The sequence below is a fragment of the Croceicoccus estronivorus genome (assembly GCF_001625325.1).
Lineage (GTDB): Bacteria > Pseudomonadota > Alphaproteobacteria > Sphingomonadales > Sphingomonadaceae > Caenibius > Caenibius estronivorus.
The window spans coordinates 25601-39911 of the sequence record NZ_JRQQ01000003.1 but is presented as its reverse complement, the minus strand read 5'-3'; the positions used below and the strand labels follow the sequence as shown (position 1 = coordinate 39911).

The following is a 14311-nucleotide window of genomic DNA, read 5'->3' as shown; positions in this document are numbered from 1 at the left end:
CGGGCAGGAGGCACGCCTATGGCCGATACGGACAATGACGATCCCCTGGCGGAAGCACGCACCGACCTTGCCGAAGACCGCACGGTACAGGCCACTGAACGAACTTTTGCCGGTTGGCTGCGAACGGCCTTTGCCGCAATCGGCATCGGCCTGGCCTTTCGCGCGGTGTTCGGCGATTTCGATCCGCCGTGGCTCGCGCGGGCGATCGCCACCTTGTTCGTGCTGTTGGGCGCGGCAATCGCCTACACTGCCGAACAGCGCGCATGCCGCAGTTTCAACCGGCTGAAGGCGCATCGCGTGGCGCCGCCGGACCTGCCCAATATCCGCTGGGTCAGCCTGTCGATCATCACCGGCGCCTTGCTGCTGGTGGCGGGATTCTGGATCCTGAACGACCGGGTTCTGGCTGGCTGAAAAACACGCCGGTCAGGCCACGGACCGTTAACCCCCGCCGGCTATAGCAGGCGGCCATGTACCGGAAACTGTTCACCGACTGGCGGATCGCGCTGGCATTCGTGGCCGTGACCGCCATTTCCGCGGTCCTGTTCGTGGGAACCGAGGAAGACGGCGGCGCGCTGACTCAGGCGACGCAGCAGGTTCACGGCCAGAAGCAGGATTTTCAGCGCAAGATCGATTCCGTCAACAACGGCCCGGAAGTCTATCCGGAACCGGAAACCAGCGAATTCATGCCGGACGAGGAATTGCTGGACGATGCCTCCGGCTTCGATCCCTCGCCTCGAGACGAAGCCCCGATGATGGGTGACGGGAACGACGGGAATCCGCCGGGTTTCGAACCGCGGCCGCCGGATGCCGATTACGACAACTATTAACGGGTCGGAACCGGCTCCGGGCCGGAATAGTCGTAGAAGCCGCGTCCGCTCTTGCGGCCAAGCCAGCCTGCTTCGACGTATTTGCGAAGGATCGGTGCGGGGCGGTACTTCGGATCGCCTGTGCTCTCGAACAGGACGTTGACGATTTCCAGACAGGTATCGAGCCCGATGAAGTCCGCCAATTCGAGCGGCCCCATCGGGTGATTGAGCCCGAGACGGCAGCCCCGGTCGATATCCACCACATTGCCGGTGCCGTCGCCAAGAACGAAGGCTGCCTCATTCAACATCGGGACGAGGATGCGGTTGACGACAAAACCCGGTTCATCGCCCGCTTCGACCACGGTCTTGCCGATCTGGGCGGCAAACGCCTTAACTTTTTCAATCGTCGCGGCACTGGTCGCGAGGCCGGGGATCACTTCCACCAGCTTCATCACCGGCACCGGGTTGAAGAAGTGGACCCCGATGAAACGCGTGGGATCCGGGCTCCCCGCCGCCATCCGGGTGATCGGAATGGAACTGGTGTTGCTGGCCAAAATCGCATCGGCGGACAGCACGTCGCCGACAGCTGCGAAAATCTTGCGCTTGATCTCTTCCCGTTCGGTCGCGGCTTCGATCACGAGGTCGGCGTCCGCCATCGGAGCGTAATCGGCAATCGTCACGATCCGGCCCAGCGCAGCCTGCGCATCGGCGGCGGCGATCTTTTCCTTTTCGACCAGCCGGCCCAACTGCTTCTCGATCCGGGCCTTGGCCTTGTTTGCAATGGCGATGTCGACATCGCACAGGACGACATCCAGACCCGCCTGAGCGACAGTCTGGGCAATCCCGGTACCCATCAGTCCCGCACCGATTACCGCGATTTTCTGCATGGCCGACTCCTTCGCAATTGCAGCAACGCGCGCTGCCTAGCGCCGCGAACAGGGGTTGGCTAGAGGATCGTCGCGTCTATCGGGATATCTGCCGGAATCGCCAGTCGCAGGCAGCCGGGCCGCCTGCCTAGCGGTTCTGCCCCGGAACCCACAGGACATCGCCACCCGCCGCCGCATTGACTGCGCGGGACAGCACGAAAAGGTAGTCCGACAGGCGGTTGATATAGGCCAGAGCTGCCGGATTGACCGCTTCCTCCGCCGCCAGTGCCGTCATGCACCGCTCTGCCCGGCGGGCCACGGCCCGGGCCAGATGGATGCGCGCGGCGGCTTCGCTGCCACCGGGCAGGATGAAGCTGGTCAACGGGGCCAGCCCGTCGTTCACACCGTCGATGGCCTGTTCCAGCCAGTCGACCTGTGCCTGCACGATCCGCAGGACCATTTCCGAAGGGGCGAAATCGTCCGGCCCGCTGGCCGGTGTGGCGAGATCGGCGCCGAGATCGAACAAGTCGTTCTGAATGCGGGTCAGCGCCCCGGCATGGTCATCGTCGCCAAGCGCGGAAACGGCCAGACCAATCGCACTGTTCGCTTCGTCCACCGTGCCGATGGCTTCCATCCGTGCGGCATGCTTTGCGCAACGCGAACCATCGACCAGCCCGGTCGTACCGCCGTCACCCGTACGGGTGTAGATCTTGTTGAGTTTTACCACTGGAAGGAATCAGCGTGCGACAGCGAGAATGATCGCGACCACGACAATCGCCAGCGCCTGATACTTGATGCGGGCGAACATCATCTGGTTCTGTTTGATCTGCATCTCGGTCGCGCCGCTGCCCGGATCGCGGTCCAGATCGGTTTTCGTGCTCTGGATGAATGCCACGATCCCGCGAACCAGCGATACGACCACCATCACCATCAACACGATCAGCAGGGGAATGAGAATATAGTTCATGCCAATTATCCTACGCCTTCGCCGAGCGAAATACCAGCGGGGAAGTCGCCGGCCCGCAGCGCCGCAGCCAACGCCAGCCCGTCTTCCCCGGCCGTCCGCCTGTCTTCCAGCGACGGAGAGCCACGTCGCTTGGCCAGCTTGCGGCCCTGCGCGTCGACCAGCAGCAGGTGATGGTGCCAGCGCGGCACCGGCAGGCCCAGCAAGGCCTGCAACAGGCGGTGGATATGCGTCGCGGCGAACAGGTCCATGCCGCGGGTGACCAGCGTCACGCCATCCGCCGCATCATCCAGCGTCGCGGCGAGATGATAGCTGGCGGGCGCTTCCTTGCGCAGGATCACCACATCACCGAACAGATCCGGCCGTGCGGTTTGCGGGCCGGCCAGCGCATCCTCCCAGACAAGCGCACCGGTATGCGCCAGCGCACGGTCCACATCCAGCCGCCAGGCAACCTCGCCTTCCACCGGTTCGACACGCCGGCCACGGCAGGTCCCCGGATAGATTGGCCCGTCCGGCCCCATCTTACTGGCCGCAGCGGCAATCTCGGCGCGCGTACAGCGGCAGGGATAAAGCAGACCCATTGCCTTCAACCGTTCCCCCGCCGCCGCGTAACGGTCCAGATTCGCAGATTGCGCCGATTCAGCATCCCATTGCAGACCCAGCCATTGCAGGTCGGCCCGAAACGCCTCGGCCAGTTCCGGGCGCGATCGCGCACCGTCGATATCCTCGATCCGCAACAGAAACTGCCCGCCCGCCTCGCGCGCCAGATCGTGCGCGACCACAGCCGCATAGGCATGGCCGAGATGCAGCGGGCCATTCGGGCTGGGGGCGAAACGCGTGCGGATCGTCATTCGGGGCACCTTCGCGGCGCCAGCATGCGAATCGTGAAAATCCCTGTGGATTCAGTTTGTGTCACAGACTTGACGCCTTTTGCTGCAAATGCTCCCATGACGTCATCGGGGAGGGCATTCAATGTTCAAGGCCGAACTGATTGAAAGGGTGGCACGCTTCCGCAGCGCGGATGACGATCCGTTGCGCGATCCAGCCAGTTGCCCTGCACTTATTCTCAATGCCGACTACACGCCCCTGTCCTATTACCCGCTGAGCCTCTGGCCGTGGCAAACGGCGGTCAAGGCGGTTTTCCTCGAACGGGTGGACATTCTCGCCACGTATGAGCGAGCGGTGCATTCCCCCTCTCTCGATATGAAGATTCCGTCAGTCATCGCACTGCGGCAATTTGTAAAGCCAAGCGAATTTCCTGCTTTCACCCGCTTCAACGTGTTCCTGCGCGACCGTTTTTGCTGCCAGTATTGCGGATCGCCCAAGCATCTGACTTTCGACCATGTCGTGCCCCGCCGCCTGGGTGGGCGGACAACGTGGGAAAACGTCGCCACTGCCTGTGCCCCGTGCAATCTGCGCAAGGGCGGACGCACACCGGAACAGGCAAAAATGCCTCTGGCCGTTCCACCGATTCGCCCCACCAACTGGCAATTGCAGGAACGCGGCCGCGCATTTCCGCCCAATTATCTCCACGAAACCTGGCGCGACTGGCTTTACTGGGACGTCGAACTGGAAGCCTGATCCCTTTCGTGGAGCTTCTGCATTTCCTGCATTTCCGGCGCGGCTTTTAGCTGTCGATTACCCGGCTGGCGGGATGATGCTTGTCGAGATGGCGCTTCACGATCCTGAGATTGCGGGAATTGGAACGGAACAGGAAGTCGAACAGATCGCCCGCCAGCGGCACGGCTCCCAGCACGGTATCGACGGCAATGTTGCCCGCCATACGCCACAGTTTCCATTTCGACAGGCCGAGATTCCGCGCTTCCCAGACGATATAGGCACCCATCGCGGCGCCGATCACGTCACCTGCCACCGGCACCAGCCCGATAATGGCATCCAGACCGATCGGGCGGTTGATGCCGGGAACGACGAAGCTGCGCTCCATCACTTTTTCCATCGCTTCGATCCGCTGGCGGACCGAATGCGGGTCGCTGCCGATCGGGATCTGCATCCCCATCCTTGCGGGGCGGGCCGCACGGGCGGCATCGCGTTGCTGCATCCGGGTCTCCTTTCCCCCGGTTGGGGGGAAACTCTATCTGGGGGCGAGCGCCAGCGCGGACAAGGGGTGCATGCCCCAGATGTTGGGTTCGAACCCCTTCACGTTGCCGCGCACCAGCGACCAGCGCAGCGGCGCACCGAACGGGATATAGACATTGGCCGACGCCAGTTCCGCTTCCGCCTCGGCCCGCAAGGCAGCGGCACTTGCCGCATCCGGCGCCGTCAGCGATTCACGCACCCGCGTATCGGCAACCGATGAGCACAGCCCCAGCTTCAACGAACAATTGAACTGGTTGAGGAACCAGCTTGCCCCGGCATAGCGGGCTTCGCGGTCGATCATCGCAAGCTGCGCCTTTTCATCCGGCCCGACCCGTTTCGCGACAATCCCAGCCGCAGCCAGATCCCCTTTCAGACCTGCGAAGATCAGGTCCGCACCGGGGCCCTGAGGCATCGCGATGGTCAGCGACACGGCCTCTCCGCCGTTGTCAGCCTGCCAGGCCCGCACCCGCCGCGCGGCTTCGGCCTGGCGCTGTTCGATCGACAACCCTTCCCAGCGTTCGCCGTTGGTCCCGAGATCGCCCGGCATATCGGGCGCGACTATGCGCGTCGTTGCCTGCCAGCCGCTGACATTGAATGGCTTCACCAGCGCTTCCCGGTCGATCGCCATGGAGACGGCTTCGCGCCTCGACGGTTCGGCCAGAAATCCGTCGCCGGAGCGGACCTGCAGCCCGAACAGGCCATAGACCCGGTCCATCCTGACCGTCCCGCGCGACAACGGCCCCGTATCGGCCAGCGGCAGATCCTCGACATGGCCGCCCAGGACGACATCGACCCCGCCATCGTCGAACAGCGCGATGGCTTGCCGCGCGGGCAAAGCATGCACTTCGAGCTGGCGCACGCCTTCGGCCCATCCTTCGACAGCCGGCAGACCGCGCTTGTCCGGGGCCACCGGGGTCAGCCGGGCAACGCCGCCGTCCTGTTCGAATGCCAGCAGCCCGCTGCCCTTGCCCTTGCGGTACAGCGCGAGCTCCGGCTGGGCGAGCACTTGCAGCAGGTCCGGCATCGGGCTGGACAGGCGGATTTCCACCACGCGCCCGGCCATCGCCCTGATTTCCGCGATCCCGGCAAGATCAAGCCCGAGCGAAGTCCCGCGCAGGCCACGCAAGGTGCGGCGCAACGCATCGCGAACGCTTTCCCCGGTCAGTTCGCTGCCATCCGGCCAGGTGCCTTCACGCATCCGGAAGATGTAGCTTTTGCCGTCGTCCGTCACGATCCAGCGGTCGGCCAGCGCTGGCGTGACCTGCCCCGCTGCATCGAAGCTGACCAGCCCGTCCACTGTCGCCGCGCGCAATTGTTGCGCTGCGGGGGAAAGCCGCACGCCCTTCTGGAACATTTCCTCGGGCGTGCCGATCAACGCGATGCCGAGAGTGCCGCTGTCGCCCGTCCAGCCGCACGCGGTGGCCAGCAATGCCAGCGCAAGGATGCTACGGGACTGGAGGGAACGGCGCGCCATCGAAATTGCCTAAGCCGTAAACAGCCGGGCAGCAAGCAGAGGCCAGACGCCGTCCGCCCGACAGGCCATCAAATCTTGCGCAGCTTGTCCGGCGATGGCGGATTGAACACCTGCATCGGCGTGCGCGTATAGCGAGGGGCATGATCGTCCGACGATCCCGACACCGGCAGGCGAACCCGCTTCGCGTCGATTTCGTCGCTGAAGGCAATCCCGAAACGGTTGTCCTGCACCCAGGCGACCGAACCTTCGACCCAGCCGACATTCCGCAATTCCACCGAGACGAGCAGGCCGCGTTTCGCGCGGACATCGCCTTCGGCCATCATCCCGCGGGCGGACAGGTTGCGCACCTTGACGCGGCGCGGCTGCGTATCGCCTTCCAGCTGCACATTGGCCAGCAGGAACAAGCTGTCTCGCGGTATCTGGCGGGTGTCGACGCTGCTCATTGGTCCAGTTGCGATTGTGGTACGGTTATCCCCGTGCCTCCCGGCACGCGGAGCCCCGGATATATTCCGGGGGAGGTAAACAAACCTTCAACCAATCCGCCCGAAGCAGATGGCTCAGTCGTCCCGCGACACTTTCTCGCGCCGCTCATGGGCTTCCTGCGCCTCGACCGTCATCGTGGCGATCGGGCGGGCAATCAGCCGCCTGATACCGATGGGATCGCCGGTGACCTCGCAATAGCCGTATTCACCCTCTTCGATCCGGCGCAGGGCCGAATCGATCTTGGCAATCAGCTTACGCTGCCGGTCGCGCGTGCGCAGTTCGATCCCCCAGTCCGTCTCGCTCGACGCCCGGTCGTTCAGATCGGCTTCGCGAATCGGCCCATCCTGCAACGACTGAAGCGTGCCGGCGGACGCCGACAGGATCAGTTTCTTCCATTCTGACAGCAGCCGGCGGAAATAATCCTGCTGCGACTGGGACATATAGTCTTCGTCTTCGCCCGGCAAATAGTCCCCGCCGATAGCGCGACGCGCCTTGGCAAGGATGTCGATATCGTCACTCAGTACCGTAACCATACGGACCTCCGCATCCAAATCATCCTCCAACCCGGCGCGATTTTCCTGCGCCACCTCGAGTTTTCCCGATGGTGCGGCCGGTCCGGTTGAAGGCGCCTATAGGGATGCGCCAATTCCCGCACAAGCGCCATTCTCGCCGTTGTCTTATCCCAAGCTGATTAAGCGTGGCCGAACGCCCACCGCCCTGCCCGGCAAATCCCGAAATGGCCCCATTTTGCATCGTTAACTCTTTATTGACCATAAATGAGGAAGTTCGTGGTCAGGCGGACTGGCTCCGCCGGAACAGGGGACTGACCATGAAATTGGTAATCGACAACCAGATGGCCGACATGGCCGCAGCGGGCGGAATGCAAACCAGCCCATTCGTCGCCGACTGCCTCGCCGCGGCGGGCCAGGGCGACATCGCCGCCTACTTCGATCTCGGGGTGGCCTTTTCGACCGGCAGCCACGGTGCCGCCGTGGACCTGATCGAGGCACACAAATGGTTCAACCTCGCCGCTGCGAAAGGGCACGAGGAAGCATCGTGGGTCCGGGCCGACCTCGCTGACGAGATGACCGCACGGGAAGTGGCCGAGGCCCAGCGCCGCGCCCGCGAATGGCTCCGTCATACCGGCCTGAAAGCCGCCTGACCGGCCTCATCCATCCGGCACTTCCGCCAGGGTTCATCCTTTGCGGAACGGGGTGTGCCGGCCGAGATGAAGCTGATCCAGAGTAATCCCTTCGCGTTCCCGTTCGAGATAGTCGGCCACCGCCTCGCGGAAGCCCGGATCGACGATCCAGTGCGCCGACCACGTCTTGACCGGTTCGTACCCGCGAGCGAGCTTGTGCCCGCCCTGCGCCCCCGCCTCCACGCGTTTCAGGCCCAACCGGATCGCCGCGTCGATCGCCTGATAATAGCATAGCTCGAAGTGGAGGAACGGCTTGTCCCGCGTACAGCCCCAATAGCGGCCGTACAGCGCCTCTTCCCCAATGAAATTCAACGCGCCTGCGATCGGTTCGCCCGCCTCGTTGCCTTCCTCATACGCCAGCACCAGCAGAATGCGGTCGGCCATCCGTTCGCCCAGCAGCGTGAACGCCTCGCGCGTCAGATAGGGCCTCCCCCATTTGCGCGCGCCGGTATCCTGATAGAATACCCAGAACGCATCCCAATGTTCGGGGCGAATATCCGCGCCTGTCAGGTTGCGAATGACCACACCGTCCTGCGCGGCGGCCCGTTCCTTGCGAATCGCCTTGCGCTTGCGCGAGGCGAGTTCGGTCAGAAAATCGTCGAACGCGGCGTAACCGCGGTTTTCCCAGTGAAACTGGATGTCGCTGCGCATCAGCCAGCCGGCCCGCTCGAACAGGGGGACCTGTTCCGGTTCGATGAATGTCGCATGCGCAGACGATAGCCCCTGGGCGGCGCAGACATTCTCCGCCGCCTGCAGCAGTGCCGCTGCCAGCCCTTCGTCATGGGCCAGCAGCCGCGGCCCGGTGGCAGGGGTGAACGGCACCGCAATCTGCAGCTTGGGGTAATAGTTGCGCCCGGCGCGATGCCACGCATCGGCCCAGGCGTGGTCGAACACATATTCGCCCTGGCTGTGCCCCTTGAGATAGGCCGGCATCGCGGCCAGCAGCGCGCCGTCCGGCCCTTCGATCCCCAGCGGCGCAGGCGCCCAGCCGCTGCCCGGCCCGACACTGCCCGATTCCTCCAGCGCCAGCAGGAAAGCGTGGCTGACGAAGGGATTGCCCGGCCCGGCCAGAGCATCCCATTCCCCGGCATCGAGCGATCCGACCGAGCCGAACATGCGGATGGTCAAAGGATCGCGATCGCTCACGCTGCGCCCTCCAGCCCTGCCCCCTCGGCAATCGGCGCATCGGCATAGTCACCGGCGCGGCCCGCCAGTTCGGCATTGCGAACCGTCCAGGTCAGCACCGGCAGGCCCCGCTTGCGCTGCGCCTCCGGAAAGGCACTGGGCAAATCGCGCACGTCGTAGGCGAGAAAGTCCGGTTGCGCATGCCACAGCGCCAGCCGCCTGCGCAGCCGCCCGCCCACCGTCCGGGCATTTTCCTCGGTCATGACAAGGCCACGCACCGTGTGTGGGGAATGAATCGCGAACCAGCGCGAAACGCGTGGGTCGAAGCTCATTACCGCATGGGGCCCGCGATACCCCTCCAATACCCGGCGCACGGCAAGGCACAGGGCGTTGACGTGACGGTCGCCGCGCGATTTCACTTCGATCAGGATCGGAACCTTACCGCGCACCAGGGCAAGTGTCTGGGACAGCGTGGGGATTGTCTCCTCGCTCCCGCTCAAGACGATCTTGCCCAGTTCCGCTGCGGAGAGATCCCCGACAGGGCCACTGGCCCCGGTCAGCCGTTCAAGTTCCCAATCGTGGAACACCATGGCGTGCCCGTCGCCGCTGCGCTGGACATCGCATTCGATGCCAAACCCTTTGGCCACAGCCGCTGCAAACGCGCCGCGTGAATTTTCCGGCAGGCCCGCGCCATGCAGGCCGCGATGGGCATAAGTATGCCGGGCCAGCCATGCGACCTTGGCAGGCGGCGGTGCCGGAGCCCGCCAGTGGTCAATCGCCGCGAATAGCAAGGACCGCATCCACCTCGACCGCCGCCCCGAGCGGGAGCACCGGCACGCCCACCGCGCTGCGGGCATGGCGGCCGATATCGCCGAACACTTCGGCCATGAGTTCGGACGCCCCGTTGGCGACCTTTGGCTGATCGGTGAAAGCGCCGGTCGAATTGACGAAAGCCCCCAGCTTCACCACCCGCTCGACCCGGTCGAGCGAACCGAGCGCCGCCTTGACCTGCGCCAGGATCATCAGCCCACAGGCCCGCGCAGCGGCAGTGCCCTGTTCCAGCGAGACATCCTCGCCCAGCCGCCCGGTCACGAGTTGCCCGTCAATGAAGGGCAATTGCCCCGAAACGTGCGCCAGCCCGCCATGGACCACGACCGGGACATAGGCGGCCACCGGGGCGGCGGGTTCGGGAAGGACGATGCCGAGTTCGGCGAGTTTGCTGTCGATGCTCATGGCGTTGTCCCATGCAATTTTTCGCGCAGCCATGGCAAGGCTTCTTCCCACCGGTCGATTCGCGCATGGGCATGGCCCTGGACATGCGCACAGGGCATGTGCGGTGCGACAGTCGGCTCGCCCACCATGTGCAGCCGCACCACTCCCGGCACTTCCCCGGCCGCCGATTCGTGATGCTGCGCCAGATCGTCGATGAAGGCCGTCCGGGTCGGGCTGTATTCCTCTATGATCGCGCGCAGGGCGGGACCTTTCGGACCCTGATTGGTGAAAACCCGCGCATGGATACCGTGGTCGGCAAGCTGGCGGATGCGGTCTTCCCGCCGATGATCGGGCAGATTGGTGAGAATCACCACATCGGCATCCTGTGCCAGCGCGTTCAGCGCCTCGACCGCGCCTTCGATCGCCGTCTGGCGGTGCATTTCATTGTCGAAGAACTGGTTGAACAGCGGCCAGATATCTTCCAGCTCCAGCTTGCGGCCATCCTTGTGGCGCATGGAATTGGCGAAATCATGCCCTTCCAGCCGGAACTCGATATCGAGATCCTCGTCCAGCCATTGGCGGAAATGGGCGATCATGTGCAGCAGCACTTCATCGCAATCGGATACCAGCAACGGGCGGCTCATCGGGCCAGCTCCCTTCCGGCCAAGGCCAGTGTTTCCGGCTGAACCCCCAGGGTTTCCGCGGCTGCCACCAGATCGGGTTCGTGCGCGGCAAGGAAATCCATCACTGCCCCCAGTACTGCGGAATCGCCCAGCCCGCCGCGCAGGGCATCGGGCGTGAGGCCGGTCAACGCGAGCAACCGGTCCGCCCGCGCCTCATCGGACAATATCCAGCCCAGCGCCGCCAATGCCAGCGCCTGCGGGTCCGCCGCGCCATGTTGCTTATCGTAAATGATTTGTCACCGCCTTTCAGGACACGTAAACCGCCTGCGACGCTCCCGACATGGGGGCGGGAAGCGACAGGGGCAAGATGATGAAACGTATCCTCGTTGTCGAGGACAACGATCTCAACAGGAAATTGTTCTGCGACGTACTCGCCGCCAACGGTTTTTCTGTCGAGCCCGTAGCCGACGGGGAAACCGCCCTGCCGCGTGCGCGCGATTTCGTGCCCAATCTCGTCATCATGGACATCCAGCTGCCGAATGTTTCCGGGCTCGACCTGATTTCCGAAATGAAGCGCGACACCGCCTTGCGCAACACCCCGGTGCTGGCCGTGACCGCCTATGCCGGCAAGGGAGACGAAGAGCGGATACGCGAAGCCGGGGCCGAAGGATACCTGGCCAAACCGGTGTCGATCGGCCCGTTCATGACGGCTGTCCGCGGGCTGCTGGAAGGGCGCGGACAGGAAGCCGCCGCTTGACAATTCGCGCACATCGCCCCTTTTGCGCCGCATTCACCTGTTTCATAGCCATCGCGTCGTTTTCGCCGTCAAACCGGCTCCCACTTTTCGGGACGATGCTTTAGGAGCCCTCCGCATGGACCGTGCCCAGACCGACACCCGCATCCGCGGCCTGATCGAACCCTTCAACAAGAAGGGAGTCGCGATTGACGACACCACCACTTTTGCCGGCGATCTCGAATTCGACAGCCTGACGGTGATGGATTTCGTCGCCGCGATCGAAGATGAATTCGACATCATCATCAGCATGAACCAGCAGGCCGAAATCGAAAATTATGGCCAGCTGGTCGACGCCGTATGCAAGTTGCAGGGCGACTGACCGGGAAATGACCGACCTCTTTTCGAAATTCGACCCGTTGATCCAGCAGCGCGAAACCCTGCTGGCCAGCGGGGTGGAAGACCCGTTCAATCTGGTGATGGAGAAAGTCCTCTCCCCCACGCGGGCGATCTGCAACGGGCGCGAGACGATTCTGCTCGGCACCTACAATTACATGGGCATGACGTTCGACCCGGACGTAATCCAGGCGGGCAAGGATGCGCTGGACAACTTCGGCTCCGGCACCACCGGCAGCCGCGTGCTCAACGGGACCTATCAGGGCCACCGTGAAGTGGAAGACGCGCTGAAGGAATTCTACGCCATGGATCATGCCATGGTGTTTTCCACCGGTTACCAGGCGAATCTGGGGATCATTTCCACCATCGCCGGCAAGGACGATTACATCGTTCTCGACATCGACAGCCATGCGTCCATCTGGGACGGCTGCTCCCTCGGCAACGCGCAGATCGTGCCGTTCAAGCACAACGACATCGAAGCCATGGAAAAGCGGCTGCGCCGGATCCCCGAAGGCGCGGGCAAGCTGGTCGTGCTGGAAGGCGTCTATTCGATGATGGGTGACATTGCTCCGTTGAAGGACATGATCGCCGTGGCGAAGGCAAACGGCGCGATGGTGCTGGTGGACGAAGCGCACTCGATGGGTTTCATCGGGCCCAACGGCCGCGGCGTCGCAGAGGATCAGGGCGTGCTCGATCAGGTCGATTTCGTGATCGGCACCTTTTCGAAAAGCGTGGGGACCGTCGGCGGCTTCTGCGTCTCGAACCATCCGAAATTCGAAATCATGCGGCTGGTCTGCCGCCCCTACGTCTTTACTGCCAGCCTGCCGCCCAGCGTGGTCGCCACGGCCGCCACCTCGATTCGCAAGCTGATGCACGGCAGCAACAAGCGCGCCCACTTGTGGGAAAACTCGCGCACGCTGCACGCCGGATTGAAAGCGCTCGGTTTCCAGCTCGGGACCGACGTGCCGCAAAGCGCCATCATCGCGGTCATCATGCCGGATCTGGAACGCGGCGCGGGAATGTGGGAAGCCCTGCTGAGAGAGGGGCTTTACGTCAATCTTGCCCGGCCCCCGGCCACGCCCGCGAATATGACGCTGCTGCGCTGTTCGCTCTGTGCCGAACATTCGTCCGAACAGGTGCAGACGATTCTCGCCATGTTCGAACGCGCCGGGAAAGCCACAGGGATCATCTGATCCGGGAACATTCGCTGGTCTGACGCATCTCTTTCCATGACAGAAGGAGACACGACCATGGCGATCACAAAGACCGGCAGTGCAACTTACGAAGGGCTCGGCAAGGGCGGGGCAGGCCACGTTTCCACCGGGTCCGGCGTGCTGTCCGATCAGCCCTATGGCTTCAAGACACGGTTCGAGGACGGTGCCGGGACCAACCCGGAAGAACTGGTCGCTGCCGCCCATGCGAGCTGTTTCACCATGGCGCTGTCCTTCGCGCTGGAACGCGCGGGGTTTACTGACGGAAGGCTGGAAACCAAGGCGAAAGTGACGCTGGACAAGGATGGGGACGGCTTTTCCGTCACCCGGTCCGACCTGACCCTGACCGCGAAAGTACCGGGCATCGAGCGCGCGAAATTCGACGAAATCGCCAGTGGAGCCAAGGCAAATTGCCCGATTTCCAAGCTGCTGAATGCCGAAATTTCGCTGGAAATCGCCTCATTCGAAGGGTGATTAATCCCCGTCCGGCCGCCGTGCGCAGCCGTTCAGGAAACGGTCCACCCGGTACTGCGCCATCACGGCGATTTCCGAAGGCTCCGGCGCTGTCTCGTTATAGGCGAGCGCCTGATCGGTATAGAAGACCATCTGGAAGAACGTGACCGCGTCCCGCTCGTCCACGGTCCCCAGTTCGCCCGCGTCGGCCCTTGCCTGCAGGTAAGCGGTCAGCGGGCGAACGCCGCTGTCGCGATAGGCGGCGATGAAATCGCGCATCACTTCGGGCCGCTCGAAACCTGCCGCGATCATCAGTCTGGCCACCTGATAGAACGGCAGCCCACCTGCGAAGGGGCGATACATCGCCTGGATATAGGATTGCGCGAATTGCGTCAGCATTTCCCGCGCCGGCCGCGCAGGATCGAGCGCCACACCGCAGGCTGAAATCATGTGATCGGCGGCATGGGCCATCACGGCGTCCAGCAATCCGGCCTTGTCGCCGGTCATGCGGTACACGCTCGCCTTGCCCACCCCCGCCGCCAGAGCGATTTCCTCGACCGTCGCCGCTTCGAAACTGCGTTCGATGAAAATGCGGGTCGCATGGTGGATCACCCGCATGCGCCGTGGCTCGTCGAGAATTTCCGGTCCTGCCAAACCTTCCCTCCCT

General features: G+C 63.7%; 22 protein-coding genes. 8 read left to right on the top strand and 14 right to left on the bottom strand.

The window, feature by feature from the left end; all coding sequences use genetic code 11:
* The first annotated feature begins 18 nt into the window (after window positions 1-18).
* Window positions 19-411: a YidH family protein gene (locus tag MB02_RS06585; RefSeq protein WP_067534397.1), complete on the top strand. Its 393-nt coding sequence runs from the start codon at window positions 19-21 to the stop codon at window positions 409-411.
* Window positions 412-467: 56 nt separating this feature from the next.
* Window positions 468-827 carry a hypothetical protein gene (locus MB02_RS06580; protein ID WP_067534390.1) on the top strand — a complete coding sequence of 120 codons (360 nt, stop codon included), beginning with the start codon at window positions 468-470 and terminating at the stop codon, window positions 825-827.
* On the opposite strand, the gene MB02_RS06575 is transcribed toward MB02_RS06580, so the two are convergent.
* The 4 genes from MB02_RS06575 to gluQRS all read right to left on the bottom strand — a co-directional run bounded on the left by MB02_RS06575 (window position 824) and on the right by gluQRS (window position 3487).
* Window positions 824-1693: a 3-hydroxybutyryl-CoA dehydrogenase gene (locus MB02_RS06575; protein ID WP_067534388.1), complete on the bottom strand. Its 870-nt coding sequence runs from the start codon at window positions 1691-1693 to the stop codon at window positions 824-826. The genes MB02_RS06580 and MB02_RS06575 overlap by 4 nt on opposite strands.
* 127 nt (window positions 1694-1820) lie before the next feature.
* Window positions 1821-2399 carry a cob(I)yrinic acid a,c-diamide adenosyltransferase gene (locus MB02_RS06570; RefSeq protein WP_067534383.1) on the bottom strand — a complete coding sequence of 193 codons (579 nt, stop codon included), beginning with the start codon at window positions 2397-2399 and terminating at the stop codon, window positions 1821-1823.
* A gap of 9 nt (window positions 2400-2408) precedes the next feature.
* Window positions 2409-2639 (bottom strand): HIG1 domain-containing protein, encoded by a 231-nt coding sequence (locus tag MB02_RS06565; RefSeq protein ID WP_067534381.1) that lies wholly within the window; start codon window positions 2637-2639, stop codon window positions 2409-2411.
* A 5-nt stretch (window positions 2640-2644) separates the two neighbouring features.
* On the bottom strand, window positions 2645-3487 hold the full coding sequence (gluQRS, locus tag MB02_RS06560; RefSeq protein WP_067534379.1) for a tRNA glutamyl-Q(34) synthetase GluQRS: 843 nt from the start codon (window positions 3485-3487) through the stop codon (window positions 2645-2647).
* Window positions 3488-3608: 121 nt separating this feature from the next.
* Between gluQRS and MB02_RS06555 the strand changes: the two genes are divergently transcribed.
* Window positions 3609-4217, top strand: a complete 609-nt coding sequence (locus tag MB02_RS06555) for an HNH endonuclease (protein ID WP_067534378.1) — start codon at window positions 3609-3611, stop codon at window positions 4215-4217.
* 46 nt (window positions 4218-4263) lie between these two features.
* On the opposite strand, the gene MB02_RS06550 is transcribed toward MB02_RS06555, so the two are convergent.
* The 4 genes from MB02_RS06550 to dksA form a co-directional block, all read right to left on the bottom strand.
* Window positions 4264-4695, bottom strand: coding sequence for a DUF4112 domain-containing protein (locus MB02_RS06550; protein ID WP_235829444.1), 432 nt, complete (start codon window positions 4693-4695; stop codon window positions 4264-4266).
* 33 nt (window positions 4696-4728) lie between these two features.
* Window positions 4729-6207 (bottom strand): ABC transporter substrate-binding protein, encoded by a 1479-nt coding sequence (locus MB02_RS06545; RefSeq protein WP_067534377.1) that lies wholly within the window; start codon window positions 6205-6207, stop codon window positions 4729-4731.
* A 68-nt stretch (window positions 6208-6275) separates the two neighbouring features.
* On the bottom strand, window positions 6276-6650 hold the full coding sequence (locus tag MB02_RS06540; protein ID WP_067534376.1) for a PilZ domain-containing protein: 375 nt from the start codon (window positions 6648-6650) through the stop codon (window positions 6276-6278).
* A gap of 114 nt (window positions 6651-6764) precedes the next feature.
* The gene (gene dksA / locus MB02_RS06535; RefSeq protein WP_067534965.1) at window positions 6765-7223 is read right to left on the bottom strand and encodes an RNA polymerase-binding protein DksA; all 459 of its coding nucleotides are present in this window, start codon (window positions 7221-7223) and stop codon (window positions 6765-6767) included.
* A gap of 320 nt (window positions 7224-7543) precedes the next feature.
* On the opposite strand from dksA, the gene MB02_RS06530 reads away from it, so the two are divergent.
* Complete coding sequence (locus MB02_RS06530) at window positions 7544-7852, top strand: SEL1-like repeat protein (RefSeq protein ID WP_407919331.1); 309 nt, start codon at window positions 7544-7546, stop codon at window positions 7850-7852.
* A gap of 33 nt (window positions 7853-7885) precedes the next feature.
* On the opposite strand, the gene MB02_RS06525 is transcribed toward MB02_RS06530, so the two are convergent.
* The 5 genes from MB02_RS06525 to MB02_RS06505 are packed head-to-tail and all read right to left on the bottom strand — an operon-like array spanning window position 7886 to window position 11096.
* The gene (locus tag MB02_RS06525; protein ID WP_067534958.1) at window positions 7886-9007 is read right to left on the bottom strand and encodes a GNAT family N-acetyltransferase; all 1122 of its coding nucleotides are present in this window, start codon (window positions 9005-9007) and stop codon (window positions 7886-7888) included.
* Between the two features lie 26 nt (window positions 9008-9033).
* Window positions 9034-9816: a glycerophosphodiester phosphodiesterase family protein gene (locus MB02_RS06520; protein ID WP_067534373.1), complete on the bottom strand. Its 783-nt coding sequence runs from the start codon at window positions 9814-9816 to the stop codon at window positions 9034-9036.
* Entirely contained in the window at window positions 9788-10249 is a 462-nt protein-coding gene (locus MB02_RS06515) for a RidA family protein (RefSeq protein ID WP_067534370.1), read from the bottom strand. The genes MB02_RS06520 and MB02_RS06515 overlap by 29 nt, the downstream gene beginning before the upstream one ends.
* Entirely contained in the window at window positions 10246-10872 is a 627-nt protein-coding gene (locus MB02_RS06510; protein ID WP_067534367.1) for an HAD family hydrolase, read from the bottom strand. The genes MB02_RS06515 and MB02_RS06510 overlap by 4 nt, the downstream gene beginning before the upstream one ends.
* A complete protein-coding gene (locus tag MB02_RS06505; protein WP_407919330.1) occupies window positions 10869-11096 on the bottom strand; it encodes a DUF3572 family protein in 228 nt (75 codons plus the stop codon). The genes MB02_RS06510 and MB02_RS06505 overlap by 4 nt, the downstream gene beginning before the upstream one ends.
* A 122-nt stretch (window positions 11097-11218) precedes the next feature.
* Here MB02_RS06505 and MB02_RS06500 point away from each other — a divergent pair, with 122 nt between their 5' ends.
* From MB02_RS06500 to MB02_RS06485, 4 genes are all read left to right on the top strand, one after another.
* Window positions 11219-11608: a response regulator gene (locus MB02_RS06500; RefSeq protein WP_067534955.1), complete on the top strand. Its 390-nt coding sequence runs from the start codon at window positions 11219-11221 to the stop codon at window positions 11606-11608.
* A gap of 115 nt (window positions 11609-11723) precedes the next feature.
* Window positions 11724-11966 carry an acyl carrier protein gene (locus MB02_RS06495; protein WP_067534362.1) on the top strand — a complete coding sequence of 81 codons (243 nt, stop codon included), beginning with the start codon at window positions 11724-11726 and terminating at the stop codon, window positions 11964-11966.
* Between the two features lie 7 nt (window positions 11967-11973).
* A complete protein-coding gene (gene spt, locus MB02_RS06490) occupies window positions 11974-13173 on the top strand; it encodes a serine palmitoyltransferase (protein WP_067534357.1) in 1200 nt (399 codons plus the stop codon).
* Between the two features lie 57 nt (window positions 13174-13230).
* Complete coding sequence (locus MB02_RS06485) at window positions 13231-13665, top strand: OsmC family protein (RefSeq protein ID WP_067534951.1); 435 nt, start codon at window positions 13231-13233, stop codon at window positions 13663-13665.
* Here the strand turns inward: MB02_RS06485 and MB02_RS06480 are convergent, their stop codons facing one another.
* The gene (locus MB02_RS06480; protein WP_170304649.1) at window positions 13666-14298 is read right to left on the bottom strand and encodes a TetR/AcrR family transcriptional regulator; all 633 of its coding nucleotides are present in this window, start codon (window positions 14296-14298) and stop codon (window positions 13666-13668) included. It abuts the gene before it with no gap.
* Window positions 14299-14311 lie beyond the last annotated feature (13 nt).